This is a genomic window from Serratia proteamaculans, from assembly GCF_004684015.1.
In the GTDB taxonomy this organism is placed as follows: domain Bacteria; phylum Pseudomonadota; class Gammaproteobacteria; order Enterobacterales; family Enterobacteriaceae; genus Serratia; species Serratia proteamaculans_F.
Map to the genome: position 1 here is coordinate 332,545 of NZ_SRIA01000004.1, position 26,611 is coordinate 359,155.

The 26,611-nt window shown below is 55.7% G+C and carries 26 protein-coding genes; 19 read left to right on the forward strand and 7 right to left on the reverse strand.

All coding sequences use genetic code 11. From position 1 onward, the window contains the following. Positions 1 to 6: 6 nt before the first annotated feature. Positions 7 to 1,050 carry a 16S rRNA (guanine(1207)-N(2))-methyltransferase RsmC gene (gene rsmC, locus E5C26_RS03140; protein WP_135315023.1) on the reverse strand — a complete coding sequence of 348 codons (1,044 nt, stop codon included), beginning with the start codon at positions 1,048 to 1,050 and terminating at the stop codon, positions 7 to 9. A gap of 156 nt (positions 1,051 to 1,206) precedes the next feature. On the opposite strand from rsmC, the gene E5C26_RS03145 reads away from it, so the two are divergent. The 15 genes from E5C26_RS03145 to deoD all read left to right on the forward strand — a co-directional run bounded on the left by E5C26_RS03145 (position 1,207) and on the right by deoD (position 15,212). After that, entirely contained in the window at positions 1,207 to 1,644 is a 438-nt protein-coding gene (locus E5C26_RS03145; RefSeq protein WP_017891542.1) for a DNA polymerase III subunit psi, read from the forward strand. Then, complete coding sequence (gene rimI / locus E5C26_RS03150) at positions 1,589 to 2,032, forward strand: ribosomal protein S18-alanine N-acetyltransferase (RefSeq protein ID WP_135315024.1); 444 nt, start codon at positions 1,589 to 1,591, stop codon at positions 2,030 to 2,032. The genes E5C26_RS03145 and rimI overlap by 56 nt, the downstream gene beginning before the upstream one ends. A gap of 127 nt (positions 2,033 to 2,159) precedes the next feature. Next, complete coding sequence (locus tag E5C26_RS03155; RefSeq protein WP_135315025.1) at positions 2,160 to 2,465, forward strand: helix-turn-helix domain-containing protein; 306 nt, start codon at positions 2,160 to 2,162, stop codon at positions 2,463 to 2,465. A 3-nt stretch (positions 2,466 to 2,468) separates the two neighbouring features. Beyond that, positions 2,469 to 3,734 (forward strand): type II toxin-antitoxin system HipA family toxin, encoded by a 1,266-nt coding sequence (locus E5C26_RS03160; protein WP_135315026.1) that lies wholly within the window; start codon positions 2,469 to 2,471, stop codon positions 3,732 to 3,734. 157 nt (positions 3,735 to 3,891) lie between these two features. Next, positions 3,892 to 5,481, forward strand: a complete 1,590-nt coding sequence (gene prfC / locus E5C26_RS03165) for a peptide chain release factor 3 (RefSeq protein WP_135315027.1) — start codon at positions 3,892 to 3,894, stop codon at positions 5,479 to 5,481. Positions 5,482 to 6,012: 531 nt separating this feature from the next. Beyond that, positions 6,013 to 6,627, forward strand: a complete 615-nt coding sequence (gene osmY / locus E5C26_RS03170; protein ID WP_135315028.1) for a molecular chaperone OsmY — start codon at positions 6,013 to 6,015, stop codon at positions 6,625 to 6,627. A 157-nt stretch (positions 6,628 to 6,784) separates the two neighbouring features. Continuing rightward, the gene (locus tag E5C26_RS03175; RefSeq protein WP_004857650.1) at positions 6,785 to 6,946 is read left to right on the forward strand and encodes a DUF1328 domain-containing protein; all 162 of its coding nucleotides are present in this window, start codon (positions 6,785 to 6,787) and stop codon (positions 6,944 to 6,946) included. A gap of 58 nt (positions 6,947 to 7,004) precedes the next feature. Beyond that, complete coding sequence (locus tag E5C26_RS03180) at positions 7,005 to 7,190, forward strand: CsbD family protein (protein WP_012005108.1); 186 nt, start codon at positions 7,005 to 7,007, stop codon at positions 7,188 to 7,190. Positions 7,191 to 7,200: 10 nt separating this feature from the next. Further along, positions 7,201 to 8,322: a patatin-like phospholipase family protein gene (locus tag E5C26_RS03185; RefSeq protein ID WP_135315029.1), complete on the forward strand. Its 1,122-nt coding sequence runs from the start codon at positions 7,201 to 7,203 to the stop codon at positions 8,320 to 8,322. Next, complete coding sequence (locus tag E5C26_RS03190) at positions 8,319 to 9,095, forward strand: TatD family hydrolase (protein ID WP_206194231.1); 777 nt, start codon at positions 8,319 to 8,321, stop codon at positions 9,093 to 9,095. The genes E5C26_RS03185 and E5C26_RS03190 overlap by 4 nt, the downstream gene beginning before the upstream one ends. Before the next feature lie 199 nt (positions 9,096 to 9,294). Next, a complete protein-coding gene (locus tag E5C26_RS03195; RefSeq protein WP_135315030.1) occupies positions 9,295 to 10,572 on the forward strand; it encodes a NupC/NupG family nucleoside CNT transporter in 1,278 nt (425 codons plus the stop codon). 372 nt (positions 10,573 to 10,944) lie between these two features. Next, on the forward strand, positions 10,945 to 11,724 hold the full coding sequence (gene deoC, locus E5C26_RS03200; protein WP_135315031.1) for a deoxyribose-phosphate aldolase: 780 nt from the start codon (positions 10,945 to 10,947) through the stop codon (positions 11,722 to 11,724). A gap of 69 nt (positions 11,725 to 11,793) precedes the next feature. After that, on the forward strand, positions 11,794 to 13,116 hold the full coding sequence (gene deoA, locus E5C26_RS03205; protein WP_135315032.1) for a thymidine phosphorylase: 1,323 nt from the start codon (positions 11,794 to 11,796) through the stop codon (positions 13,114 to 13,116). A gap of 69 nt (positions 13,117 to 13,185) precedes the next feature. Continuing rightward, positions 13,186 to 14,409: a phosphopentomutase gene (gene deoB / locus E5C26_RS03210; protein WP_012005115.1), complete on the forward strand. Its 1,224-nt coding sequence runs from the start codon at positions 13,186 to 13,188 to the stop codon at positions 14,407 to 14,409. A 71-nt stretch (positions 14,410 to 14,480) separates the two neighbouring features. Further along, positions 14,481 to 15,212, forward strand: a complete 732-nt coding sequence (gene deoD, locus E5C26_RS03215) for a purine-nucleoside phosphorylase (protein WP_012005116.1) — start codon at positions 14,481 to 14,483, stop codon at positions 15,210 to 15,212. Between the two features lie 73 nt (positions 15,213 to 15,285). Here the strand turns inward: deoD and E5C26_RS03220 are convergent, their stop codons facing one another. Continuing rightward, complete coding sequence (locus E5C26_RS03220) at positions 15,286 to 15,978, reverse strand: YtjB family periplasmic protein (protein WP_135315033.1); 693 nt, start codon at positions 15,976 to 15,978, stop codon at positions 15,286 to 15,288. A 104-nt stretch (positions 15,979 to 16,082) separates the two neighbouring features. On the opposite strand from E5C26_RS03220, the gene serB reads away from it, so the two are divergent. The 3 genes from serB to nadR all read left to right on the forward strand — a co-directional run bounded on the left by serB (position 16,083) and on the right by nadR (position 19,825). Further along, positions 16,083 to 17,060, forward strand: coding sequence for a phosphoserine phosphatase (serB, locus tag E5C26_RS03225; protein WP_135315034.1), 978 nt, complete (start codon positions 16,083 to 16,085; stop codon positions 17,058 to 17,060). A gap of 63 nt (positions 17,061 to 17,123) precedes the next feature. After that, the gene (radA, locus tag E5C26_RS03230) at positions 17,124 to 18,509 is read left to right on the forward strand and encodes a DNA repair protein RadA (RefSeq protein ID WP_020825123.1); all 1,386 of its coding nucleotides are present in this window, start codon (positions 17,124 to 17,126) and stop codon (positions 18,507 to 18,509) included. A 56-nt stretch (positions 18,510 to 18,565) separates the two neighbouring features. Continuing rightward, positions 18,566 to 19,825: a multifunctional transcriptional regulator/nicotinamide-nucleotide adenylyltransferase/ribosylnicotinamide kinase NadR gene (gene nadR, locus E5C26_RS03235; RefSeq protein ID WP_135315035.1), complete on the forward strand. Its 1,260-nt coding sequence runs from the start codon at positions 18,566 to 18,568 to the stop codon at positions 19,823 to 19,825. Between the two features lie 36 nt (positions 19,826 to 19,861). Here nadR and E5C26_RS03240 read toward each other — a convergent pair whose 3' ends face one another. Beyond that, positions 19,862 to 20,863, reverse strand: a complete 1,002-nt coding sequence (locus E5C26_RS03240) for a zinc-binding alcohol dehydrogenase family protein (protein WP_135315036.1) — start codon at positions 20,861 to 20,863, stop codon at positions 19,862 to 19,864. 98 nt (positions 20,864 to 20,961) lie between these two features. Here E5C26_RS03240 and E5C26_RS03245 point away from each other — a divergent pair, with 98 nt between their 5' ends. Beyond that, positions 20,962 to 21,873 (forward strand): LysR family transcriptional regulator, encoded by a 912-nt coding sequence (locus E5C26_RS03245; protein ID WP_135315037.1) that lies wholly within the window; start codon positions 20,962 to 20,964, stop codon positions 21,871 to 21,873. 31 nt (positions 21,874 to 21,904) lie between these two features. On the opposite strand, the gene ettA is transcribed toward E5C26_RS03245, so the two are convergent. From ettA to E5C26_RS03265, 4 genes are all read right to left on the reverse strand, one after another. Then, positions 21,905 to 23,572, reverse strand: a complete 1,668-nt coding sequence (gene ettA, locus E5C26_RS03250; RefSeq protein WP_135315038.1) for an energy-dependent translational throttle protein EttA — start codon at positions 23,570 to 23,572, stop codon at positions 21,905 to 21,907. 140 nt (positions 23,573 to 23,712) lie between these two features. Continuing rightward, positions 23,713 to 24,210 (reverse strand): OmpA family protein, encoded by a 498-nt coding sequence (locus E5C26_RS03255; RefSeq protein WP_135315039.1) that lies wholly within the window; start codon positions 24,208 to 24,210, stop codon positions 23,713 to 23,715. A gap of 36 nt (positions 24,211 to 24,246) precedes the next feature. Continuing rightward, the gene (locus E5C26_RS03260) at positions 24,247 to 25,494 is read right to left on the reverse strand and encodes a diguanylate cyclase domain-containing protein (RefSeq protein WP_135315040.1); all 1,248 of its coding nucleotides are present in this window, start codon (positions 25,492 to 25,494) and stop codon (positions 24,247 to 24,249) included. Further along, a complete protein-coding gene (locus tag E5C26_RS03265) occupies positions 25,491 to 26,105 on the reverse strand; it encodes a YfiR family protein (RefSeq protein WP_135315041.1) in 615 nt (204 codons plus the stop codon). Before E5C26_RS03265 ends, E5C26_RS03260 begins: the two co-directional genes overlap by 4 nt. Positions 26,106 to 26,611: the final 506 nt, after the last annotated feature.

A 26,611-nucleotide genomic window follows, 5' to 3' on the forward strand; every position in this document is an offset into this window, starting at 1 on the left:
CGTTACTTATTTCTTCTTCTTGGCATCACGTGGTGCACGGGCAACGGTTGCCTGATACACCTTGAAGCGGCCGTTTTGTGCCAGCACTTCATGGCTGCCGAAAGTGGCATCCAGAATGTCCGGGTACGGCAGGAAGGCGTTGGCCACGATGCGCAGACGACCGCCGATAGGCAGGTGTTTTAACGCACCGCGGATCAGGGTTTCAGCCGCAGTCAGGCTGGTTTGCAGCCCATCATGGAACGGTGGGTTGGAGATGATCAGGTCGAAACGGCCGGTAATGTCGGAATAGACGTTACTGACGATCACTTCACCTTCAATGCCGTTGGCGGCCAGCGTCGCACGGCTCGATTCAATGGCTGCGGCGTTGACGTCGCTGAGAGTCAGCTTCATTTTTGGCGACATTTTGGACAGCACCGAGGCCATCACACCGGCACCACAACCCACGTCCAGCACTTTGCCTTTCATGTGTTTATCCAGCGTCGACAGCAGCAGTGAGCTACCAACATCCAGCCCGTCGCGGCTGAACACGCCCGGCAGGGTTTTCACTTCCAGATCGTGCAACTGATAGCTTTCCCACCAGTCTTCCAGGTTGAATTCGGTCTGGGTATCCAGGCGACCGTGATACAGGCCACAGCGGCGGGCGCTGTCGATTTTAACCAGTGTGGCGTAGTCTTCCACCATCTGATCGGCGCTGCGCACACCGCTGCGGTTCTCACCGACCACGAACACGTCGGCACCGACCGGCAGCAGTGCCAGAATGTTGCACAGCTGGAATTGCGCTTCCTGTTTGCTTTTTGGCCAGTAGTAGATCAGCGTATCGCACTCGGCGACGAACGCAGCGTCTACGGTCAGGCCGTACTGCACGTTGTCACCCATCGCCCGGTTCAGTAACTGCCAGTGATGGTATTGCTGGGTATGGACACGCACATCCGCGGCCTCAAATTGGGCCGGCAGGGCGTCCTGCAGGTCACCGGCGAACAGAACGCGGCGTTCGATAAACTCATCACTGTGGCGCAGCATGACTTCACTGGCGGGGGTTAATGCAGACATCAGGTTTTGGCTCCTAGAAATTAGACCGGGGATTATAGAGCTTTGTGGCGATATGTTCGACGGGTTTGTTGGCGCAGGCCGCGCGGGTTTGTTAGCATAGCGCGGCGCATGGCAGGCATGGCGCACCACAACGGGTAGATCCTGACAGGAATCGGCATGGCATCAAAACGCGACTGGCTGTTACAACAACTGGGTATTACGCAGTGGACATTGCGCCGCCCGGGCGTGTTGCAGGGCGAAGTAGCGGTCAGCCTGCCGCCCGAGGTGCGTTTACTGGTGGTGGCGCAGGCCTTGCCCGAGCATAACGATCCGCTGTTTTGCGACGTGCTGCGCAGTCTGGGGCTGACCCCGGCGCAAACCTATGGCCTGACGCCGGATCAGGTGGCGATGTTGCCTGAAGATACCGAATGCAACAGTTGGCGGTTGGGCGTTGCGGAGCCGCTTGCGGTGGCCGGCGCGCAGCTATACAGCCCGGCACTGGCCGAGCTTTCTCTCGATGCGAGTGCCAAACGCGCACTCTGGCAGCAGATTTGTCATCATGAACAAGATTTCTACCCTGACCGCGGCCGACCTGGCCACAGCCTTCAAGATTGAGCAAGCCAGCCACGCTTTTCCCTGGACACAAGCTACCTTTGCCAGTAATCAGGGCGATCGCTACCTTAACCTGAAACTGGAAGCCGACGGGCAGATGGCGGGTTTTGCCATCACTCAAATCGTGCTGGATGAAGCCACGTTGTTCAATATCGCCATTCATCCCGACTGGCAACGCCAGGGTTTTGGCCGCCAATTGCTGGAAGCGCTGATTGCACAGTTGGAACCCCGCGGCGTGTTTACGCTGTGGCTGGAAGTGCGAGCCTCTAACCGTGCGGCCATCGCGCTGTACGAAGATCTCGGCTTTAATGAAGTGACTATCCGCCGTAACTACTACCCTGCTGCCCATGGGCGCGAAGACGCTATTGTCATGGCGCTGCCGCTGGCTTGAATCCAAAAACAACTTTTTTATTGTTTTATCGTTAATTTACAATAAACAGGTTGTTTTCGCACCACTATACAACTAGTTTGTTGTTTATTGATGTAAATACAAGCAATGAGTTGTTTTGAGGTGATGAATGCGAAAATCATCAGAAATATCAAGGGTATTAAAAGATAAACGCGCTGAGCTGGGCTGGAACCAAAAAGACTTTTTGATGAAGATTGGCATGACCCAGCAGCAATATCAGCGTATTGAATCCGGTAGTGATATGCGGATGAGCACGCTGCTCCGTATATTGATGGCAATGGATTTGGAATGCGTTATCGTGCCGAAAAACAAGGTGCGTGAAGTGGAGTTATTGCTGCAAACGGAAACTGATAGAGTTTCAGAAGCGAATGGATTACCCAGTTTCGAAAGAAAGCTGAAAGATCTCGAGGACTAGCTGATGAATGGACAGCGGCAGGTTGAATCAGTACAGGCATTAGCCCTGGTTTTACACCATGTGCGTATTGGTGTGCTGGCGCATTATAGCGGCGGCAAAAATATCCTGACGTTTGATCCGCAATATCTTGCTTTGCCGGAGGCCATTCGTCCGTTGTTTACCCTAAGACAGCGGGCGCATCCGGGGTATCTTGAGCAAGTTTTGATGTCATCACAGCGCCTTCCGTCGGTTCTATCCAATTTGTTGCCTGAAGGGGCATTGCGGAGCTGGTTGGCTCAGTCATTGAAAACCCATGTTAATGAAGAATTCCCTTTGATGGCCTGGGCAGGAACCAACCTGCCGGGCGCACTTGAAGCTCGAGCACTTGCGGCGAGTGAGATCCCCGCCTGGGCGTTGACGTCGCGCGGTGAACTGGAGGCTGTGCAAATCGAAGTAGGGATGGACGCCCAAAAATTTTCTCTGGCAGGGGTGCAGATGAAGTTTTCCTCTTTACGTGAGGAGGGGCGTTTCAACATATCTTCTCAGGTGGGCTCTGACAGTTGGATCATCAAAACGCCCTCTACGGTTCATCGCAATCTGCCTGAAAATGAATATACGGCTATGCGGTTGGCGCAAGCCATCGGCGTGGAAATCCCGGATATTGAGTTGGTTGCGTTAGAGCAGTTGGATAATCTACCTGATATTCGCCTGGCCGATGAACATTATGCTTATGCCATCCGCCGTTTTGATCGCAGCGAAAGCGGACGAGTACATGCGGAAGACTTTGCACAGATATTTGAAATTTATGCGCATGATAAATATCGTGGCAAAAACTATGAGCAAATAGCGGCTTATCTTTACGAGTGGGGCAGTGATCCCTTGGCGGATGCGCAACAGATGGCTCGTCGCCTGTTGGCCAACATTCTGCTGGCTAATGGCGATGCTCATGTCAAAAACTGGTCAATGATTTATCCCAACCAAACCGATGTTCGGCTCTCTCCTGCCTACGACATCGTAACCACTTTGGCTTATATTCCGCGTGAGTCAGAAGTGGCGCTGAATATGGCAAGGGAGAAGCGTTGGTCAATGATTTCAATGCAAACTTTCGAGCATTGGGCGGGTCGTGTTGGGTTGCCCTGGTCCGCTATACGGGTGCATTTATTGGATGCCATCGACCAGGCGCGCACCCTATGGCCGGATCTATTGGCAACCCTACCTATGGCAGAAGAGCATAAAGCAATATTGCGCCAGCATTGGGCTGCGTTGTCGCCGGATTTCCGCCTGCATTGAGGTTTTAATCTATCTTCGCTGGATCCATTGATTGTCACCGGTTGGTAAATCAGCGAAAATACCCGGCTATTATCTTTTATTTACCGCTTTGCCTGGCGCCACGATCGGCGCGTTCTGATGCTTTCGCAGGGCGGACTAACTGTAGAATCTGAAAAACATGTCTCCTAGTGAATTTGCCCGCGAAGTCTCGAAAAGAAGAACTTTCGCCATCATCTCGCACCCCGATGCCGGTAAAACGACCATTACCGAAAAGGTGCTGTTATTCGGACAGGCTATCCAGACCGCCGGTACGGTAAAGGGCCGCGGCTCAAATCAGCATGCCAAATCCGACTGGATGGAAATGGAAAAGCAGCGTGGGATCTCAATCACCACCTCGGTGATGCAGTTCCCGTACCGCGAATGTCTGGTTAACCTGCTGGATACCCCGGGGCACGAAGACTTCTCCGAAGATACTTACCGTACCCTGACTGCGGTCGACTGCTGTCTGATGGTGATCGACGCCGCCAAAGGGGTTGAGGATCGTACCCGCAAGCTGATGGAAGTTACCCGTCTGCGCGATACGCCGATCCTGACCTTTATGAACAAATTGGACCGCGATATCCGCGATCCGATGGAAGTGATGGATGAAGTTGAGCGCGAGCTGAAAATCGCCTGCTCACCGATCACCTGGCCTATCGGCTGCGGCAAGCTGTTTAAAGGGGTTTATCATCTGTACAAGGATGAAACCTACCTTTATCAGACCGGTAAAGGTCACACCATCCAGGAAGTGCGTATTGTCAAAGGGTTGGATAACCCGGAGCTGGACGCCGCCGTGGGTGAAGACCTGGCCGCGCAGCTGCGTGAAGAACTGGAACTGGTGCAGGGCGCATCCCACGAGTTCGATCATGAAGCTTTCCTGAGCGGTGATTTGACGCCGGTATTCTTCGGTACCGCTTTGGGTAACTTTGGCGTAGACCATATGCTTGACGGCCTGGTGGCCTGGGCTCCAGCGCCGATGCCGCGTCAAAGCAGCACCCGTGAAGTGGTTGCGGCGGAAGAGAAATTCACCGGTTTCGTGTTCAAGATCCAGGCCAATATGGATCCTAAACACCGTGACCGCGTGGCCTTTATGCGTGTGGTCTCCGGCCGCTACGAGAAAGGCATGAAGCTGCGCCAGGTGCGCACCGGTAAAGACGTGGTGATCTCCGACGCCCTGACCTTTATGGCGGGTGACCGTTCGCACGTTGAAGAGGCTTATCCGGGCGATATCATTGGTCTGCATAACCACGGCACCATTCAGATCGGCGATACCTTCACCCAGGGTGAAGATATGAAGTTCACCGGTATTCCGAACTTCGCACCGGAGCTGTTCCGTCGCATTCGTCTGCGCGATCCGCTGAAGCAAAAACAGCTGCTGAAAGGCCTGGTGCAACTGTCCGAAGAAGGGGCCGTGCAGGTGTTCCGTCCGATCGCCAGCAACGATTTGATCGTCGGTGCGGTCGGTGTGCTGCAGTTCGAAGTGGTGGTTGCACGCCTGAAAAGCGAATACAACGTCGAAGCCTTGTACGAGTCGGTCAACGTTTCGACCGCCCGTTGGGTGGAATGCAGCGACGTGAAGAAGTTTGAAGAGTTCAAGCGCAAGTGTGAGCTTAACCTGGCGTTGGACGGCGGCGACAACCTGTCTTACATCGCGCCAACCATGGTTAACCTGAATATCACCCAGGAACGCTACCCTGAAGTGGTGTTCCGCAAGACACGCGAGCACTAACAGAACAGCAGGGCGCCTTAGGGCGCCCTGTGTTGTCTCCCCCATCAGAGTCTGCTAATTAGTTAATCCTCCTCACCAGTTATTGCATTCCTCATCGTCAACCGCGTTTTGCCGGGCAGCACCTGTTTTTTTTGTCATATGGTCTATATTTAACAGGGCATAACCGATCGGGTAAGCGTAATTCACTGCTTTTTGTCATAACTGCAGCGAGTTATTCGGAACTGTTGCCAATTAGAGACAGTGTGATGTCATGTAAATCAATAACATAGCGATAACATGGGTTTTACTGATAGGTGTTGTCGTCAATAGGCGACAGTTTTTAGCCTAAAATGTAAGCGATATTTATTTTGTTATTGATTTTAAATGATTTTTTAAAATTGGCACAGCCGTTGCAATACTCCTGATGTGGCAACAATCGTTTAACGTGAATGTTTGAACGTATAGAAATCGTGAAGTATTACTGAGTGGGCCGCGTTATGGCGGCTGAAGGATCCGTAACCATTTTGGATCCACAACCAAAGGAAGAGATCGATGAAAAATACTAAATTTGCACAATCACTGATGGCTGTTGTTTTGGGTTCCGTTCTGGTTAGTGGCAGCGCGCTGGCTGAAGATACCATGCTCAATAAAGCGTCAAGTGCCGCTGATAGCGCGGGTGCCAAAATCGATAGCTCCATGAAAAAAGTTGACGGCTACATGGATGACAGCGCAACAACGGCTAAAGTTAAAAGTGCGCTGGTCGATGACAAATCTATCGCCAGCTCTGATATCTCGGTGAAAACCGAAAAAGGCACCGTCACCCTGAGTGGTTTTGTCGGCAGCCAGGCGCAGGCCGAGCACGCGGTTGAAGTGGCCGGTAAAGTGGAAGGTGTCAAATCCGTCAGCGACAAGCTGCACGTGAAAGACGAAAGCAAACAGTCCATGAAGGCTTATGCCGGTGATACTGCGACCACCAGCGAACTGAAGGCCAAACTGCTGGCCGATGACATCGTCCCTTCACGCAACGTGAAAGTAGAAACCACCGACGGTGTGGTACAGCTTTCCGGTGAAGTGAAAACTCAGGCGCAGTCAGAACGTGCAGAAAACATTGCCAAGGCTATCGACGGTGTGAAAAGCGTTAAAAACGACCTGGTCGTTAAGCCATAAATTTTTTAGCAAGCGTAACAACAAGCACCAAATCCTGGGTTAGCCGTGAGGCTGACCCAGGATGCACCATCAAAAAAAGAAACTGACCGGCAGTCTGGATGCGCCCGAGAAGGGCACGGATTGCGATGCGTTTTTTCACTATGGTAAGGAGAAGCTTATGTTTCGTTGGGGCATTATCTTTTTAGTCATCGCATTGATTGCTGCAGCATTAGGTTTTGGTTCACTGGCGGGTACCGCCGCCTGGGCTGCAAAAATCGTCTTCGTCGTAGGGATCATTCTGTTCCTGGTCAGCCTGTTTACCGGCCGCCGACGCCCTTAGCTTTATCCTCAAAGTGTAACAAAGCTTAATCTGTTTTCTCGCAGTAGGGAGGTCAGTCATGAACAGCGACATCATCCTCGGACGCTGGAAACAGCTGAAGGGCCGGGTGTGTCAGAGGTTGGCGCAGTGGTCCGACAGCGACTGCATCTGGCTGATGGGCAGCAATGATTGCCTCTCTGGTGTACTGCAAGAGGATTACGGAAGAGAGCAAGACAAGGTATCCTCAGGTAAAACGTCTCACTGAGGATGCAGGGTTGGGATACAGAATACCCATCACGCTCGGCAATATCGAACCGCTGGCGTATAAACCTTACCGGCCCGGTAAAATGGCGCTGGTATGTGAAGGGGGCGGGCAGCGCGGCATTTTTACTGCCGGCGTGCTGGACGAGTTCCAGCGTGCCCGCTTTAATCCTTTTGATCTGATGATCGGCACTTCTGCCGGTGCGCAGAACCTCTCGGCCTTTATTTGTGGCCAGATGGGCTACGCGCGGCGGGTGATCACCCGCTACACCACTTCCGCTGAATTCTTTAACCCGTTGCGCTTTGTGCGCGGCGGGCATCTGATTGATCTCGACTGGCTAATCGATACCACTACGCAGCAATTGCCGCTGGCGATGGACGTTGCGGAAAAAAGCCTGATTGATGGTCGTGAATTCCTGATGTGCGCCTGTCGCAGTGATGACTTCGAGCCAACCTACCTGCCGGCGCAGCGCGAAAGCTGGCTGCCGGCCATCAAGGCATCCAGCGCCATCCCCGGTTTTTACCGCATGGGCGTGGAACTGGACGGCGTCAGTTATCAGGATGGTGGCATCAGCGATGCGATCCCGGTTGAAGAGGCCTATCGCCGTGGCGCGGATACCATAGTGGTGATCCGCACCGTGCCGTCGCAGATGTACTACACGCCACAGTGGATGAAACGCATGGAGCATTGGCTGAGCGAAAGCAGCCTGCAGCAGATGGTGCGCATCCTGCAACACCACGAGCAAAGTTACCACCGCATCCAGCAGTTTATTGAGAAGCCGCCCGGCAAGCTGCGCATCTTCGAGATTTTCCCGCCGAAGCCGTTGGCCAGTAATGCTCTGGGAAGCCGCGTCACGTCGCTTAATCAGGACTATCATCTGGGCCGTAAGTGCGGGCGTTACTTCCTGGCAACCGTCGGCCACTGGCTGGTAGAGCAGGACAAACTGGACGGCATGAAGGTGAAAAAGGCGCTGTCACGCCGTTTGATCCAACCGGAAAACGTGATCATGCCTTCACCTATCATTACCGACATCAGCCACCCGCGTGATCTTGCCAACCCGTCGGAAGCCAAGCTGGCGGCGATGGACATTATTTTGCCGGGTGAAGTCCCGCCGGGCGAGGGTGGCCTGCTGTGATGCACGACTTCACCGACACCCACTGCCATTTTGATTTCCCGCCGTTTAGTGGTCAGGAGCGCGAAAGCCTTGCACTGGCTGAACAGGCGGGCGTGCGACGGATTATCGTGCCTACGGTGACCGCCGATCGTTTTGTGCGGGTGTTGAAGCTGGCACGCGATTATCCACCGCTGTTTGCCGCCCTTGGGCTACACCCGCTGTATATTGCCGAGCACCATGAACCGGAGCTGGAGCAACTGGCAGGATTCCTGGCCAGCCGACCGCCGAAGCTGGTGGCGGTGGGGGAGATTGGCCTCGATCTGTATATGGAAAACCCGCAGTTTGAGCGGCAACAGCAAGTGTTAGCCGCGCAACTGAAACTGGCCAAGCAATATGATTTGCCGGTGATCCTGCATTCTCGCCGCAGTCACGATCAGCTGGCGGCGATGCTGCGTCGAGCGGAAGTACCGCGTCGTGGCGTGGTGCACGGCTTTGCCGGTAGCCTGTCGCAGGCGCAGGCGTTCATTCGCCTGGGGTATTACATTGGCGTGGGGGGCACCATCAGCTATGAGCGGGCGCAGAAAACCCGCAATGTGATGGCCCAACTGCCACTGACCTCGCTGTTATTGGAAACCGATGCACCAGATATGCCACTGGCCGGTTATCAGGGGCAAGCCAACCGCCCCGAGCGCGCGGTGGAAGTGTTCCATACGCTGTGCCAACTTCGCTCTGAATCCCCGGATGATATTGCCGCCCATCTGCAACACAACACTCACGCCTTGTTTACTCTCTGAGCGTCAAAATACGCTTTAAATGTGATGGGTATCACGCTATAAGATTTTCATTTGCTTCCTGTTGTATACATTTGTGACATAAATCGGTGCGAGTGCCGTCTTGCTCCGTATAATCACACCCCGAAATCACTCATAAGCAGCCCTCGCGGTATAACCGGACAGGGATGCATTTCTTTTTTTCGCAACAGGGATACTTCGCATGCAACTCATCATGAGCCTGATCGGCATGGCGGCGCTGATCGCCATTGCCGTGCTGCTCTCCAGCAACCGCCGCGCGATTAGGTTTCGCACCGTTGGCTGGGCATTTGTTCTTCAGGTCGCCATCGGCGCGCTGGTGCTGTATGTCCCGGTGGGCCGTGCCATTCTTGGCGGTATGTCGGCCGGCGTGGCTAACGTGATTGCCTATGGTAATCAGGGGATCTCATTCATCTTCGGCGGTCTGGTTTCCGACAAGATGTTTGAAGTCTTTGGCGGTGGCGGCTTCGTTTTTGCGCTGCGCGTCCTGCCGGTGATCGTGTTCTTCTCCTCGCTGATTGCGGTGCTTTACTACCTGGGCATCATGCAACTGGTGATCCGCGTGCTGGGTGGCGGCGTGCAAAAACTGCTGGGCACCTCGCGGACGGAATCACTGTCGGCCACTGCCAATATCTTTGTTGGCCAGACCGAAGCGCCGCTGGTGGTGCGTCCGTATATCGCCACCATGACCCAGTCTGAGCTGTTTACCGTGATGTGCGGCGGCCTGGCCTCGGTGGCCGGTTCGGTGCTGGCGGGTTATGCCCAGATGGGCGTACCGCTGGAATACCTGATTGCCGCTTCGTTCATGGCCGCGCCGGGTGGCTTGCTGTTTGCCAAGCTGATGGTGCCGGAAACCGAAAAAACCCACGACAAGGACGATGCGACGAAGCTGATCGCGGAAGAAGACCGTCCGGCCAACGTGATTGATGCGGCGGCTTCTGGCGCAGCTTCCGGTATGCAGTTGGCACTGAACGTGGGCGCAATGCTGCTGGCGTTTATCGCGCTGATCGCCCTGTTGAACGGCATTCTCGGCGGTATCGGTGGCTGGTTCGACTATCCACAGCTGTCGCTGGAGTTGATCCTGGGTTGGGTGTTCTCACCGATTGCCTTCCTGATCGGTGTGCCTTGGCATGAAGCGATGACCGCCGGTTCGTTTATCGGCCAGAAAATTATTGTGAATGAATTTGTTGCCTACATGAACTTTGGCGCTTATCTGCGTCCGGACGACGTGGTAGCGGCAGAAGGGTTACAGGTGCTGTCGGCCCATACCAAGGCGATCATCTCCTTCGCCCTGTGCGGCTTTGCCAACCTGTCATCGGTGGCGATCCTGCTCGGTGGCTTGGGCAGCATGGCACCGAACCGCCGTCACGACATCGCACGTTTCGGCCTGAAAGCCGTAGCGGCGGGCACGCTCTCCAACCTGATGAGCGCGACCATCGCCGGGTTCTTCCTGGCGCTGTAAGCCCAGGGCTGTCCTGCATGGGGCGACAGGCTCTATTGCAGGACACCGCCTATACTTCTAACACGGGCACAGGATGCTGTGCTCGCTGTCTTTGCCCGTTTCTTTAGTGAATTTGTGAACGATATCGCGTTATTTTGTGATGCTCTTCACATATAATTCCGGCCTGTTACAGTGTTATTTCATATAGTGTGACTGTGAGCGCGAATTGCCCCCGGCGATCGTGTTCAAATAGCTATTACTGACCCTGCGCGATGCGGAGGGTATGTGCGGTGAGAAGGATCTCAGTTGCCGATGAGGGAACCCGTTCCCCAGCGCTATCTTCAAGGAACCAAGTCCGCTCGCCAACACCCAGGTTCTCAGTTGGAGAGTTTTATGACCGAATTAACCGCAGCAGCGCAACGTGCGCTGACCTTAATGGATTTAACCACGCTGAACGATGATGACACCGATGAGAAAGTGATCGCGCTGTGTCGTCAGGCAAACAGCCCGGCCGGACATACCGCGGCCATTTGTATTTACCCGCGCTTTATCCCGGCGGCGCGCAAGGCGCTGCGTGAGCAGGGGGCGCCAGACATCCGCATTGCGACCGTCACCAACTTCCCGCATGGCAACGATGATATCGAGATCGCGCTGGCGGAAACCCGTGCGGCTATCGCTTACGGTGCCGACGAAGTTGATGTGGTGTTCCCTTACCGCGCGTTGATCGCCGGTAATGAACAAGTTGGTTTTGAACTGGTAAAACAGTGCAAGCAGGCCTGTCAGGCCGCCAATGTGCTGCTGAAAGTGATCATCGAAACCGGTGAGCTGAAGCAGGCCAACCTGATCCGCAAGGCGTCGGAAATTGCCATCAATGCCGGCGCGGACTTTATCAAGACCTCAACCGGTAAAGTGCCGGTCAACGCGACGCTGGAAAGCGCCGAGCTGATGATGTCGGTGATCCGCGATCTGGGCGTTGCCAAGACGGTGGGCTTCAAGCCGGCCGGCGGTGTGCGTACGGCGGAAGACGCACTGCATTATCTGCAACTTGCCGATCGTATTCTGGGTGAGGGCTGGGCCGATGCGCGTCATTTCCGCTTCGGGGCTTCCAGCCTGTTAGCCAGCCTGTTGACGACGCTGGGCCACAGTGCCGAGACGTCCGGCAGCGGTTACTGATCGATTCCGTCGGCAAGGCGCGAAATGGCGCCTGTCCGCACTCTACATTAGCTAAAACAGGGGGATGCCTTGTTCCTGGCACAAGAAATTATTCGTAAAAAACGTGACGGCCAGCCGTTGAGCGAAGCGGAAATCCGCTTTTTCATCAATGGTATCCGTGACAATGTGGTTTCCGAAGGGCAGATCGCGGCGCTGGCGATGACCATTTACTTCCACGACATGACCATGCCGGAGCGCGTGGCGCTCACCATGGCGATGCGTGATTCCGGCACCGTGCTGGACTGGAAAAGTCTGTCACTGAACGGCCCCTTGGTCGACAAGCATTCTACCGGCGGCGTGGGCGATGTGACTTCGCTGATGCTCGGTCCGATGGTGGCGGCTTGCGGTGGCTATGTGCCGATGATTTCCGGCCGTGGCCTGGGGCATACCGGCGGTACGCTGGACAAGCTGGAAGCGATCCCGGGCTTTAATATTTTCCCGGACGACAATGCCTTCCGTAAAATTATTCAGGACGTGGGTGTGGCGATTATCGGCCAGACCAGCTCGCTGGCACCGGCGGACAAGCGTTTCTACGCGACCCGTGATATCACCGCTACCGTGGATTCTATCCCGCTGATCACCGCCTCGATTCTGGCGAAAAAGCTGGCCGAAGGGCTGGATGCGTTGGTGATGGACGTTAAGGTCGGTTCCGGTGCCTTTATGCCAACCTACGCATTGTCGGCCGATCTGGCGCAGGCGATTGTCGGTGTGGCCAATGGTGCAGGCTGCAAAACTACCGCGCTGCTGACTGACATGAACCAGGTGCTGGCTTCCAGCGCCGGTAATGCGGTCGAAGTTCGTGAAGCGGTGCGTTTCCTGACCGGTGAATACCGTAATCCACGCCTGCTGGAAGTGACGATGGCACTGTGCGTGGAAATGCTGCTTTCCGGTGGCCTGGCGAAAGATGACGCCGATGCGCGTGCCAAACTGCAGGCGGTGCTGGACAATGGTAAAGCGGCGGAAGTGTTTGGTCGCATGGTGGCAGCGCAACAGGGCCCGACCGATTTCGTCGAGCGCTACGACAGCTACCTGCCGGCCGCAACCCTGAGTAAACCGGTTTACGCCGAAAAACAGGGTATCATCAGTGCGATGGATACCCGTGCGCTGGGCATGGCGGTGGTATCGCTGGGCGGTGGTCGCCGTCGCGCGACCGACACTATCGACTACAGCGTCGGCCTGACCGGCATGGCGCGTCTGGGCGATAAGGTCGATACCCAGCAGCCGCTGGCGGTGATCCACGCCAACGACGAAGAAAGCTGGCAGCAGGCGGCCGAAGCGGTACGCAGTGCGATGGTGCTGAGTGACAAAGCGCCGGAAGTGACGCCAGTCGTTTATAAGCGCATCACTGAATAATTAACGAATCAGGAGCGGCAGCGGCGTTTTCGCTGTCGCCCACAGCGTGAGAACACGCAGGAGAGCATGATGAAACGCACATTTATTATGGTATTAGACTCATTCGGTATTGGCGCAAGCGAAGATGCGGCGAAATTTGGCGATCAGGGTTCCGATACTCTGGGCCATATTGCCGAGGTTTGTGCGCGCGGTGAAGCCAACGTTGGCCGTCAGGGCCCGTTGACCCTGCCTAACCTGAGCCGTCTGGGCCTGGGCAAAGCGGCAGAAGAGTCCACCGGTACCTTCCCGCAGGGGCTGGATCGCAATGCAGACATCATTGGCGCCTATGCTCACGCCAGCGAACTTTCTTCCGGTAAAGATACGCCGTCAGGCCACTGGGAAATTGCCGGCGTGCCGGTGTTGTTCGACTGGGGCTATTTCAGCGACGAACACAACAGCTTCCCGCAGGAACTGCTGGACAAGCTGGTTGAGCGCGCCAATCTGCCGGGTTACCTCGGCAACTGCCACTCTTCCGGCACCGTGATCCTCGACCAGTTGGGCGAAGAGCACATGAAAACCGGCAAGCCGATTTTCTACACCTCTGCCGACTCGGTCTTCCAGATCGCCTGTCACGAAGAGACCTTCGGCCTGGACCGTCTGTATGAGCTGTGTGAAATCGCCCGTGAAGAACTGACCGAAGGCGGTTATAACATTGGCCGCGTGATCGCGCGTCCGTTCCTGGGCGACAAGCCGGGCAACTTCCAGCGTACCGGCAACCGTCATGATCTGGCAGTAGAGCCACCGGCGCCCACCGTGCTGAAAAAGCTGGTGGACGAGAAGGGCGGCGAAGTGGTGTCTATCGGTAAAATTGCCGACATCTACGCTAACGTGGGCATTACCAAGAAGGTCAAGGCGACCGGTATCGACGCGCTGTTCGACGCCACCCTGATTGAAATGGAAAAAGCCGGCGACAACACCATTGTGTTCACCAACTTCGTTGATTTTGACTCCTCATACGGCCACCGCCGTGATGTTGCAGGCTATGCTGCTGCGCTGGAGCTGTTCGACCGCCGCCTGCCGGAGCTGCTGAAGCTGGTTAAAGATGAAGACATCATTATCTTCACCGCTGACCACGGCTGTGACCCAACCTGGCCGGGCACCGACCACACCCGCGAACACATCCCGGTCCTGGTTTACGGCCCGAAAGTAAAACCAGGCTCACTGGGGCACCGTGAAACTTTCGCCGACATCGGCCAGACGGTTGCCAGCTATTTTGGCGTGTCGCCGATGGATTACGGCAAATCCATGTTCTAAGACTTTGTTAGTGCCGGGCGGTTGCCCGGCGTATTTTTTTATTCATGACGACGATTTAAAGGAAGACAATTATGGCTACGCCGCATATTAATGCTGAAATGGGTGATTTCGCTGACGTAGTACTGATGCCGGGCGATCCGCTGCGTGCAAAATACATCGCGGAAACCTTCCTGGAAGGCGCGGTGGAAGTGAACAACGTGCGTGGGATGCTGGGCTTCACCGGGACTTACAAAGGCCGCAAAATCTCCGTAATGGGTCACGGTATGGGTATCCCGTCCTGCTCCATTTATGCGCGCGAACTGATTGCCGAATTCGGCGTGAAGAAGATCATCCGTGTGGGTTCCTGCGGCGCGGTGCGTGACGATGTCAAACTGCGTGACGTGGTGATCGGCATGGGGGCTTGCACCGATTCCAAAGTGAACCGTATGCGTTTCAAGGATCATGACTACGCGGCAATCGCCGACTTTGACATGGTGCGTAACGCAGTAGACGCAGCGGCAGCGCAGGGTATCCCGGCGCGCGTAGGCAACATCTTCTCCGCTGACCTGTTCTACACGCCAGATCCAGACATGTTCCAGGTAATGAAGAAGTACGGCATTCTGGGTGTGGAAATGGAAGCGGCCGGTATCTACGGTGTAGCGGCTGAGCTGTACGAAGAGTTTGGCTGTAAGGCACTGACCATTTGTACCGTTTCTGACCACATCCTGCGTCACGAAGCGACTACCGCAGCAGAGCGTCAGACCACCTTTAACGAAATGATCGTTATCGCGCTGGAATCTGTACTGCTGGGCGACAAAGAGTAATATCCAGCGGGCGCAGCACTCTGCTGCGCCCCTGTAGTAATCTATTCATTATCCATTCACCTGAATAGGGTGATCAGATTTTCTTCTCTTCTTCTTTATTCGCATCCGGCCGTTCGTCATCATCATCATTTTCTACCGTGTTACCTTCCTCCAATGGCGTATTGGCGGTCAGCAGGTACGGCGATTGCTGCCAGCGACTGCGGCGGTGTTGCAGCAGGGTACGCGCCAGAATAATACCTATGGCCAGAGCCAGCAGGATCATCAGGCGCAGCAGGTTGGTGGTGTTGTCCACCTGTTTGGACTCGGTCGCCAGCACGTGGGTGTCCAGCGTGATGCGGATAAAGCCGATCGGGCCGTCTTTGCCCTGAATCGACTCAACCAGTTGATGATTGAAGTAGCTACCGGCGCGTTTACCGTCAAGCGACAAACGATCGCGTATACTTATCTGTTCACCGGCGTGGGAAACCAATGTGCCGTCAAGCTGATAGACGCTGGCGTCCAAAATGCGGCTGCCTTCGGTGAGTTGTTTGAGGATGGCATCGATGTGTTGATTGTCGACGTCGCTGTCGTCGTCCATCAGTGGCACCAGGCTGGACGCCACCTGTTTGGTCAGCGTTTGTGCCAGTTCTTCCACCTGTTCGGATCGCGCCAACTGGTGACTCAGGCTAAAATAGGACGCGCCCTGCATCAGCAGTACCAGCAAAGCCAGACAAATCAGAATAATAGCGGTGCGGTGCAGGCGGAATTTCAGTTTAGCGCGAGCCATGCAGGTTCCTTGGGCATCTTGGACGCTTTATGTTGCCAGAAGCAATGGCGATAGGATAGCTTGATGCGTCGTTTTATCATGCAGTGTTTTTTCAGGAGTTAAGGATGTCGAATAGTCTGACCTATTGCGATCTCCCGGCCGAGATCTCTCAATGGCCGGGTCTTCCCCTTTCGCTGAGCGGTGACGAAGTGATGCCGCTGGATTATCGGGCGGGTCATACCGGTTGGCTATTATATGGCAGAGAACTGAACAAAACGCGCATTACCGATTTCCAGCGCAAGCTGGGCGCGGCGATGGTGATTGTTACCGCCTGGTGCGTCGAGGACTATCAGGTAGTGCGTCTGGCCGGTACCCTGACGCCGCGCGCCAAGCTGCTGGCGGCGGAGAGCGGGCTGGATGTGGCGCCGCTCGGCAAAATTCCTCATTTGCGCACTCCTGGGCTGCTGGTGATGGATATGGACTCCACCGCGATTGAGATTGAGTGCATCGACGAGATAGCCAAACTGGCGGGCGTCGGCGAACAGGTGTCCGAAGTCACCGAACGCGCGATGCGCGGTGAGCTGGACTTTACCGACAGCCTGCGCCAACGCGTCGGCACGCTGAAAGGCGCCGATGCCAATATCCTCAAGCAGGTGCGCGATGAGCTGCCGCTGATGTCTGGGCTGGTGAATCTGGTGCGCAAGCTGCAGGCGATGGACTGGCACGTGGCGATCGCTTCCGGCGGTTTTACCTATTATGCCGAGTACCTGCGCGATAAACTAAAACTGGTGGCGGTGGCGGCCAACGAGCTGGAAATTCGCGACGGCAAGCTGACCGGTGAAGTGCTCGGACCGATAGTCGACGCGCAGTTTAAAGCCGATACGCTGATCGCACTGGCGGAAAAGCTGGGTATTCCACCGCAGCAAACCGTGGCGATTGGTGACGGTGCCAACGATTTGAAAATGATGCAGGTTGCCGGGTTGGGCATTGCCTATCACGCCAAACCGAAAGTCTATGAGAAGGCGCAGGTGTCGATTCGCCATGCTGACCTGATTGGCGTGCTGTGCGTATTGACCGGCAGCCTGAAACACGAAGTTCGCTAAAATTGACCCTGATCCGGCGATAATGCCAGACAGCGGCAATGGGGTAAAAAACAGAGGTAATACGTGGCAAAAGCAGCAAAACGGGCGTTTGTATGTAATGAGTGCGGGGCCGATTATCCGCGCTGGCAGGGGCAGTGCAGCGCTTGCCACGCCTGGAACAGCATTACAGAAGTGCGTCTGGCTGCGGTGTCCTCCTCTTCTCGCAATGAACGCCTTAGCGGTTATGCCGGCGATGCCGGTATCAGCAAGGTGCAAAAGCTGTCGGACATCAGCCTGGAAGAGTTGCCGCGTTTCTCCACCGGCTTCCTTGAGTTTGATCGGGTGCTGGGCGGCGGCGTGGTACCGGGCAGTGCGATCCTGATCGGCGGTAACCCTGGTGCCGGTAAAAGTACGCTGCTGTTGCAGGTGCTGTGCAAACTTTCCGAACAGATGAAAACCTTGTACGTCACCGGTGAAGAATCATTGCAGCAGGTCGCGATGCGCGCTCACCGTCTCGGCTTGCCGACCGGCGGTCTGAATATGCTGTCGGAAACCAGTATCGAGCAGATCTGCCTGATTGCCGAGCAGGAACAGCCGAAACTGATGGTGATCGACTCTATTCAGGTGATGCACATGGCGGATATTCAGTCTTCGCCGGGCAGCGTGGCGCAGGTGCGTGAAACCGCCGCCTACCTGACGCGCTTCGCCAAGACGCGCGGTGTGGCAATTGTGATGGTGGGCCACGTCACCAAAGACGGCTCACTGGCCGGGCCGAAAGTGTTGGAACACTGTATCGACTGCTCGGTGCTGCTGGACGGCGACGCCGATTCGCGTTTTCGTACCCTGCGCAGTCACAAAAACCGTTTTGGTGCAGTCAATGAATTGGGCGTTTTCGCCATGACAGAGCAGGGCCTGCGTGAGGTCAGCAACCCGTCGGCCATTTTCCTCAGCCGTGGCGACGAGGTCACCTCAGGCAGTTCGGTGATGGTGGTGTGGGAAGGCACGCGACCGTTGCTGGTAGAGATCCAGGCGTTGGTGGACCATTCGATGATGTCTAACCCACGCCGGGTGGCCGTTGGCCTGGAACAAAACCGGCTGGCGATCCTGCTGGCGGTGCTGCACCGCCACGGCGGGCTGCAAATGTCCGATCAGGACGTGTTTGTTAACGTGGTCGGCGGGGTGAAAGTCAGTGAAACCAGCGCCGATCTGGCGTTGCTGATGTCGCTGGTGTCCAGCCTGCGCGATCGCCCGCTGCCAAACGATCTGGTGGTGTTTGGCGAAGTGGGGTTGGCGGGGGAGATCCGCCCGGTGCCGAGCGGTCAGGAGCGTATTTCCGAAGCGGCGAAACATGGCTTCAAGCGCGCTATCGTGCCGCATGCCAACGTCCCTAAAAAACCACCGGCCAATATGCAGGTGTTCGGCGTGAAGAAACTGGCGGACGCCTTGGACGTGCTGGAACAGTTTTATTAATTGCCACGCGGTGCACAGACTGTGCTATTTTGTTTAGCATATTAAACGGAGGGGCTATGCGGCAATTCGATTACCTGAAGGCGTCGATTAAGCAGAAGAACTGTACCCTGCAGCAGGTGGCGGATGCCAGCGGCATGACCAAAGGCTATCTCAGCCAGTTGTTGAACGACAAAATCAAAAGTCCGAGCGCCCAGAAACTGGAGGCGCTGCACCGCTACCTTGGCCTGGAGTTTCCACGGCGTGAGAAAAAGGTCGGCGTGGTGTTTGGTAAATTTTACCCGCTGCACACCGGCCACATTTACCTGATCCAGCGCGCCTGCAGCCAGGTAGATGAGCTGCACGTGATCCTGTGTCACGACGAACCCCGCGACAAGGAGCTGTTCGAGAACAGTTCGATGTCGCAACAGCCGACGGTCAGCGATCGTCTGCGCTGGCTGCTGCAAACCTTCAAGTACCAGAAAAACATCCATATTCATTCCTTCGACGAACAGGGCATTGAACCCTATCCGCACGGCTGGAACGTCTGGAGCGACGGGGTGAAGGCTTTCCTGGAACAGAAAGCCATAGTGCCGAGCTTTATCTATTCCAGTGAAGCGCAGGATGCCCCGCGTTATCGTGAACATCTGGGGATTGAAACCGTTCTGATTGATCCCGAACGTTCATTTATGAATATCAGCGGCCGCCAGATCCGTCAGGATCCGTTCCTTTATTGGGATTACATTCCGACTGAAGTGAAGCCGTTCTTTGTTCGTACCGTGGCGATCCTCGGCGGTGAGTCGAGCGGTAAATCAACGCTGGTGAATAAGCTGGCGAACATCTTTAACACCACCAGTGCCTGGGAGTATGGCCGCGACTATGTGTTCTCGCATCTCGGCGGGGATGAGATGGCGCTCCAGTATTCCGACTACGACAAGATTGCCCTCGGGCAGGCGCAGTACGTCGACTTTGCGGTGAAGTACGCCAATAAAGTGGCCTTTATCGACACCGACTTTGTCACCACTCAGGCCTTCTGCAAAAAATACGAAGGGCGCGAACATCCCTTTGTGCAGGCGCTGATTGACGAGTACCGGTTTGATTTGGTGATCCTGCTGGAAAACAACACCCCCTGGGTGGCGGATGGCCTGCGCAGCCTGGGCAACCCCAAGGATCGCAAAGTGTTCCAGCATTTGTTGGAAGAGATGCTGCGGGCCAATAACATCGAGTATGTACACGTGGAATCCAGCGACTATGACGAACGCTTCCTGCGCTGCGTTGAGCTGGTTAAACAATTGCTGGCGGCGGATGCCAGTCGGCTGCTCGGTGTTGCGGCGGTATAAGCCATCGGGGCGCAGCGTGCTGCGCCCCGTCTGCCATCAGTAAACAATCACCAGTTTGCCCTGCATATGCCCATCGAGCAGTTTTTTATGCGCGGCGGTCAGGGTATCTACCGTCAGCCCTTGCAAGGTTTCGCTCAGGGTGGTGCTCAGTTTCCCTTCATCCAGCAGTTGCGCCACTTGCTTGAGGATCTCACCCTGCTGGGCGATGTCCGGCGTGGTGAACATGCTGCGAGTAAACATCAATTCCCAGTGCAGCGCGGCACTTTTCAACTTCAGAGCGCTCTGGTCCAATGGCTGAGCATTTTCGACAATGGTACAGATATGGCCCATTGGCGCGATCAGATCGGAAATTGCTTTCCAGTGACCGTCGGTGTCGTTCAGGCAAAGAATATAATCCACATTTTCAATGCCCTGCTGTGCCAGATTGGCTTTCAGATCGCGGTAGTCCACCACCAGATCGGCACCGCGTTCCAGGCACCAGGCCGAGGACTCTGGGCGTGAGGCGGTCGCAATCACCTTCACCTGACTGCGCTGCGCGGCAAAGGGGATAGCCAGCGAACCTACGCCACCGGCACCGCCGATAATCAACAGGGTTTTGCCGGGGGCGGCATCCTGAATCTTCAGATGCTCGAACAGCGCTTCCCAGGCGGTCAGGGCGGTCAGCGGCATGGCGGCGGATTCAGCCCAGTTCAGGCTGCTTGGCTTATGGGCGGTAATACGCGAGTCAATTAACTGATGGGTGCTGTTACTGCCTGGGCGAGTGATATCACCGGCGTACCAGACTTCATCACCGGGTTTGAAACCGCTGACGCTGCTGCCCACTTCAACCACCACACCGCTGGCATCCCAACCGAGAATACGGGGTTGCTGCAAGCCGCTTTTTTGCAGACCGGCATGGACCTTGGTATCCACCGGGTTAACCGACACCGCTTTAACTTCCACCAACAGGTCGTATTGGCCTGGGGTGGGTTTTTCCGGGCTGATTTCAATGAAGTTGGCGGGGTTTTTAGGGTCTACGGCAATGGCTTTAATCGGCATGACTGTGCTCCTTTCGAATGAATACCCTCAGTGTAGACCTGTTGGCAGTTGATGATAAGATGGACAATAACTAACTAAGTGTTCGTCTGAGGTGAACAATGAGGTTTAAACAGCTTCAGGATATGGCGTTGTTTGCGCTGGTGGCCGAATGTGGCAGTTATACCGCCGCCGCCAAACGTGCTGCCTTGCCAAAGTCCAGCGTCAGCCAGCGCATTAGCCAGTTAGAGCAGATGCTGGGCCTGCGGCTGTTGAACCGCACCACCCGCCAGCTCAATCTGACCTTTGCCGGCGAACGTTATCTGGAACACTGCCAGGAGATGCTGTCCGCTGCCGAACGGGCCGATCTGGCGCTGCAACGGCTGCGTGATAACCCCAGTGGGCGATTGCGCATCTCAACCCCCGCCGGGTTGGGGGCGACCTTGCTGGCGCGGCTGGCGGCGGATTTCCAGCGGCAATATCCGGATGTTTCGCTGGAGGTGTCGGTATCTGATGCGATGGTGGATATGGTGCAGGAGGGGTTCGATGCCGCGCTTCGTACCGGTAAGCCTCAGGACTCTTCCCTGATTGGTCGGCGTTTGGGGCATGCGCCACGCTATTTGCTGGCGTCACCGGCCTATCTGGCGCAGTTCCCGCCGATTGTCGACCCGCAACAGTTGCAGCAGCACCGCTGTATTGCACACAGCTCCTGGCCGGTCTGGAACCTGCGTCGGGGCGACGAGTATTTTCGTTGGCAGCTGCCGATGCGGCATATCACCGATAACCTGTTGTATGCACGGGAATGTGCGATTTCCGGTGCGGGTATCACCTTGCTACCGGCTTTTCTCAGCCGCGAGGTGGTGGCGCAGAAACAACTGGTAGAGGTGTTGCCGGAATGGCAGGCGGAAGGTAATGAGCTGTATTTGGTTTATCCAAGCCGCAAGCTGAATTCGCCGGCGCTGGCCTGTTTTATCGACGTGGTATTACAGCACCCGGTGTTTGACGATTATGCCCGCGAGCTGGCGTGGGAATAAAAAAAAGCGCCGCATGCGGCGCTTTCCGGGATTACTTGGCGATTCGTTTGTACTTGATACGGTGTGGCTCAAGCGCTTCGGCGCCCAGCGTCCGCTTCTTGTACTCTTCGTATTCGGTAAAGTTACCTTCGAAGAATTCCACATTGCCTTCATCCTGATAATCCAGAATGTGGGTGGCGATGCGGTCAAGGAACCAACGGTCGTGCGAGATAACCATCGCGCAACCTGGGAATTCCAACAGGGCGTTTTCCAGCGCGCGCAGGGTTTCGATATCCAGGTCGTTGGTCGGTTCATCGAGCAGCAATACGTTGCCGCCAACCTGCAGCAGCTTGGCCAGATGCAGACGGCCACGCTCACCACCGGACAATTCGCCGACGCGTTTACCCTGATCGACACCCTTGAAGTTGAAGCGACCGACATAGGCACGGCTTGGCATTTCGGTGTTGCCGATACGCATGATGTCCTGTCCGCCGGAAACTTCTTCCCAAACGGTTTTGGAATTATCCATGCTGTCACGGAACTGATCGACCGAGGCCAGTTTGACGGTGTCACCCAGCACGATCTCGCCGGAATCAGGTTGCTCCTGACCGGACATCATGCGGAACAGCGTGGACTTACCGGCGCCGTTCGGGCCGATAATGCCAACAATGGCGCCTTTCGGTACGGCAAAGGTCAGATTGTCGATCAGCAGGCGATCGCCGTAAGACTTGCGCAGGTTACTGACTTCAACCACTTTATCGCCCAGGCGTGCGCCAGGTGGGATAAACAGTTCGTTGGTTTCGTTACGCTTTTGGTATTCGGTGCTGTTGAGCTCTTCAAAGCGGGCCAAACGGGCTTTGCCTTTGGACTGACGGCCTTTGGCGCCCTGACGAACCCACTCCAGCTCTTTCTCGATGGATTTGCGACGTGCAGCTTCGGAAGAGGCTTCCTGCGCCAGACGAGCGTCTTTCTGCTCCAGCCAGGAAGAGTAGTTGCCTTCCCATGGGATACCTTCGCCACGGTCCAGCTCGAGGATCCAGCCGGCCACGTTGTCGAGGAAGTAACGGTCGTGGGTGATGGCCACTACGGTGCCTTCGAAGTCGTGCAGGAAGCGTTCCAGCCAGGCCACGGATTCAGCATCCAGGTGGTTGGTCGGTTCGTCCAGCAGCAGCATGTCCGGTTTTTCCAGCAGCAGGCGGCACAGGGCGACACGGCGGCGTTCACCACCGGAAAGGTTGGCGATTTTCGCGTCCCACTCCGGCAGGCGCAGCGCATCGGCGGCACGCTCGAGCTGGGTGTTCAGGTTGTGGCCATCGTGGGCCTGAATGATCTCTTCCAGCCGGCCTTGTTCAGCGGCCAGCTTGTCGAAATCGGCACCTTCTTCGGCGTACAGTGCGTACACTTCATCAAGGCGTTTCAGCGCCCCGACCACTTCCGCCAGTGCTTCTTCGACCGACTCACGAACGGTATGTTCGAGGTTCAACTGCGGTTCCTGTGGCAGGTAACCGATCTTGATCCCTTGTTGCGGGCGAGCTTCACCTTCGATATCGGTATCGATGCCGGCCATGATGCGCAACAGGGTGGATTTACCCGAGCCGTTCAGACCCAGCACGCCAATTTTGGCGCCAGGGAAGAAGCTCAGCGAGATGTTTTTCAGGATGTGACGCTTCGGCGGAACCACTTTGCCGACGCGATGCATGGTATAGACGTATTGAGCCACGGTGCCTCTGCCTCTCTATATCAGTTTTTATAGGATGTCTGGTGGCCGAGTGTAGCCCGTTTCGAAAGCGGATCCCAGACATCACACAGCGATCGCTAAGTATAACCCTTTATGCGCCGGTGAAGGCGCATATTGGTCGCTTAAGGGGTGACGACAATTGCGACGCGGCGGTTTTCAGCCCGGCCGCTGGAGGTACGGTTATCGGCCACGGGATCGCGCTCGCCCATGCCGCGGGTTTCGATGTTGGCGCGTGGAATACCCACGCTGGCCAGCAGATCCGCTACGGCGTCGGCACGGCGCAGTGAAAGTTGGTCGTTATAGCTTTTTTCGCCGTAATTATCCGTATGACCATCCAGACGGAATTTGGTGATGCCGACGCTCATCAACGCGCGGCCCATTTTTTGTACCGTGTCGGTGCTTTCCGGGTTCAACTTGCCGATGTTATTGCCAAACAGCACCTTGTCGGACAGGCCAAATTCCCAGCCGTTATCCGTCAGCTTGAACCCTTGCGACTGCAACAGGGCAATTTGCTCGGGCGTCAGGCCCTGAGGTTTGCTCTGGCAGCCGGCAAGGGCCAGCAGGGCGATAAACATCATCGCCAGCAGTGAAAAACGGTTTTTTAGTGTTTGCTGTATCATAATCAAAATCCCTAGTTTTATTATTTAGCCGGGGCTTTATTTTTGTATTGCCAGCCGCCAGCCTCCGTTATAACGATGCTTTGCCTGGTACATCGCATCGTCAGCTTCGTGCAATAGCCCCTGAGGCGTTACCGCATGCTCGGGGTAAAGCGCAATACCGATACTCAGAGACGAGATCACCGCCTCGCCGCTCGGCAAAATCACCGGTTGGGTCATGCAGTCGATAATGTTATCGGCAATCTGCAGCACATCTTCCGTAGTGTGGACCGGTGCCAACAATACGGCGAACTCATCACCTCCCAAACGTGCCACCAGGTCGCTTTCACGCAGTTGTGCGCGAATACGCCCGGCAATGGTCGTCAGCACCACATCGCCTGCGGCGTGGCCGTAACTGTCGTTAACTTCCTTGAAGCGATCGCCATCGATAAACAGCACCGCCAGTTTTTCGGTCGGTCCAATGTCGCCCAGACTGCGGCTCAGACGGCCTTCAAAGAAAGCGCGGTTCGGCAAACCGGTCAGGCTGTCGTGGGTTGCCCGGTGAGTCAGTGAATCATTTTCCTGTTTCAGGTGCGCCTGCCAGGCTTCCAGCTCATCGAGCAGGCCATTAAAGTCGATGCTCAGCTCATGCAGTTCGGCAATCGGCGCCGACGGCACTCGCAGGCCAAAGGCGCGATCGCGACGAACCGCATGCGCTACATTGGCGATGTCATCCAGAGAACGGACAATGCCCACCAGCATGCGACGGGAAAGCACCAGAGCACACAGGGTACTGAGTACCAGACAGGCGATCATGCCGATCATGCCGCGCAACAGAAAACGCAGCAGGCTGCCGCCGTGGCCCAGCAACCAAACTTTGCCGACCTGTTTGCCTTCATGAGTAATCGGCAGGATCACCGGCTCTGGCAACGCCCAGTGGGCCACGATTTGTTCCATACCGTGCAGCGGGCCATCTTTGGGGTGACGCCAGGTGGCGAGCACTTTGCCGCTGTTATTCAGAATTCTGGCTTCCGATACCTCCTCTTTGGAGGCGATCAATACCAGCGCCTCACGTGCGGCGGTGCGGTCTTCAAACACCACGGCAGCTTCGACGGTATAACTGATGGAGCGCGCAATCAGATGCAGGTTATGGTTGGCATAAGCGCGCAGCGCAAACAGCGCGACCAACGTCAGGAAAATCCCGGCGGTGCCGACGGCAATCAGCGCCAGCCCAAGATGCACCCGTTGCAGCACCCGCCCCAGCGTCGGGCGTGACTGCCCCGATCGGTTCTTGCGCAACCACTTCATAGCGGCGGCACCGGTTTGCGTGCCAGTTGCAGCACGTTAGGATGAACGCGTACGCCGCTGCGTGCCAATGCATCAAGGTTTACTTTAAAACTGGCCTCGTCCCCCTCGAACTGCAGGCAAAATGCGTTGCCGGCGGAACACTCCGCATCGTTCTCGCTGATGCTGAGAATTGAATGACCGCTAATGCGCTGTATGAAATTCTGTTTCTGGCCGGCATTGATATTGCCCAAATAGATCACGTCACAGCCGGTGCTCAGCAGTGGGCTGTCGAAAGCGATGCGCTCGGCTTTTATTGGCCTGGGTGCGCTGAGCAGGATGGGATCGAACAGTCCGTCGGCATATTGTGTCGGTGCCGTTACGCACAGCCGGATAGGGTTAGGTTCGCTGGGCCAGCGGGCATAGCTGATGATGCCGACCACTACGGTAGTGACGGCATGGGTGCGATTCTTTTGGGGATCGCCAGTCTCGGGGCGGGCCAAACCGGGAAATGCCAACAGGGCGAGCAGAATCAACGATAACAGGCGGCCGCTGTCCAGACGTGCGCAAAGGAAACTCGTGAATGAGTTTTTTGCGCAGGTCACTAACAACGCGGCATTTTTTGCCATCTTCATCTGCTATTCCTGCCCACGTCCGCAGTACTGTTGCGGCAACATAACGATGAGAAGCCTGACCCGGTCGAAGGGATAATTATCTTGCTGAAAACTGTCAATCGCACTGCCTGATGAACACTATCTAACCCATAATTGGCGCGGATTGTATTATAAGATATCCCTGTTGCGCGCTTTATGTGCCATTTTCTCGGAATTATCTTACCCTTTTTTAACAGTATAAAAACGACCACCGGGGTTTGCCAGGCGTTTTCTGCAAAGTTGGCGCGTCAGGCCTGGATTCTGGCGGTTTGCGCAACTTTTCAGCCCATCGCTTTGATGGCGTAATTCTATGATGGCTAATAATTTCAAATGGCTTAATTTTATATTGGCGTTGGGGATTAATAATCGAAGATCCGGCCGGTTGTTAGTGTTTAACCCAGGATGAAATGATTAATACGGCAAAATTGTCGCCGGCTTTAATTGATTTGTCAGCAAGGGTAAACCTTTTTTACCTGAAGCCCATCGTG

What these genes read in the sequence shown, in the direction of transcription:
- rsmC (WP_135315023.1), bottom strand. Translation starts at nt 1,050, where the DNA reads ATGTCTGCATTAACCCCCGCCAGTGAAGTCATGCTGCGCCACAGTGAT.
- E5C26_RS03145 (WP_017891542.1), top strand. Translation starts at nt 1,207, where the DNA reads ATGGCATCAAAACGCGACTGGCTGTTACAACAACTGGGTATTACGCAG.
- rimI (WP_135315024.1), top strand. Translation starts at nt 1,589, where the DNA reads ATGAACAAGATTTCTACCCTGACCGCGGCCGACCTGGCCACAGCCTTC.
- E5C26_RS03155 (WP_135315025.1), top strand. Translation starts at nt 2,160, where the DNA reads ATGCGAAAATCATCAGAAATATCAAGGGTATTAAAAGATAAACGCGCT.
- E5C26_RS03160 (WP_135315026.1), top strand. Translation starts at nt 2,469, where the DNA reads ATGAATGGACAGCGGCAGGTTGAATCAGTACAGGCATTAGCCCTGGTT.
- prfC (WP_135315027.1), top strand. Translation starts at nt 3,892, where the DNA reads ATGTCTCCTAGTGAATTTGCCCGCGAAGTCTCGAAAAGAAGAACTTTC.
- osmY (WP_135315028.1), top strand. Translation starts at nt 6,013, where the DNA reads ATGAAAAATACTAAATTTGCACAATCACTGATGGCTGTTGTTTTGGGT.
- E5C26_RS03175 (WP_004857650.1), top strand. Translation starts at nt 6,785, where the DNA reads ATGTTTCGTTGGGGCATTATCTTTTTAGTCATCGCATTGATTGCTGCA.
- E5C26_RS03180 (WP_012005108.1), top strand. Translation starts at nt 7,005, where the DNA reads ATGAACAGCGACATCATCCTCGGACGCTGGAAACAGCTGAAGGGCCGG.
- E5C26_RS03195 (WP_135315030.1), top strand. Translation starts at nt 9,295, where the DNA reads ATGCAACTCATCATGAGCCTGATCGGCATGGCGGCGCTGATCGCCATT.
- deoC (WP_135315031.1), top strand. Translation starts at nt 10,945, where the DNA reads ATGACCGAATTAACCGCAGCAGCGCAACGTGCGCTGACCTTAATGGAT.
- deoB (WP_012005115.1), top strand. Translation starts at nt 13,186, where the DNA reads ATGAAACGCACATTTATTATGGTATTAGACTCATTCGGTATTGGCGCA.
- deoD (WP_012005116.1), top strand. Translation starts at nt 14,481, where the DNA reads ATGGCTACGCCGCATATTAATGCTGAAATGGGTGATTTCGCTGACGTA.
- E5C26_RS03220 (WP_135315033.1), bottom strand. Translation starts at nt 15,978, where the DNA reads ATGGCTCGCGCTAAACTGAAATTCCGCCTGCACCGCACCGCTATTATT.
- serB (WP_135315034.1), top strand. Translation starts at nt 16,083, where the DNA reads ATGTCGAATAGTCTGACCTATTGCGATCTCCCGGCCGAGATCTCTCAA.
- nadR (WP_135315035.1), top strand. Translation starts at nt 18,566, where the DNA reads ATGCGGCAATTCGATTACCTGAAGGCGTCGATTAAGCAGAAGAACTGT.
- E5C26_RS03240 (WP_135315036.1), bottom strand. Translation starts at nt 20,863, where the DNA reads ATGCCGATTAAAGCCATTGCCGTAGACCCTAAAAACCCCGCCAACTTC.
- E5C26_RS03245 (WP_135315037.1), top strand. Translation starts at nt 20,962, where the DNA reads ATGAGGTTTAAACAGCTTCAGGATATGGCGTTGTTTGCGCTGGTGGCC.
- E5C26_RS03255 (WP_135315039.1), bottom strand. Translation starts at nt 24,210, where the DNA reads ATGATACAGCAAACACTAAAAAACCGTTTTTCACTGCTGGCGATGATG.
- E5C26_RS03260 (WP_135315040.1), bottom strand. Translation starts at nt 25,494, where the DNA reads ATGAAGTGGTTGCGCAAGAACCGATCGGGGCAGTCACGCCCGACGCTG.
- E5C26_RS03265 (WP_135315041.1), bottom strand. Translation starts at nt 26,105, where the DNA reads ATGAAGATGGCAAAAAATGCCGCGTTGTTAGTGACCTGCGCAAAAAAC.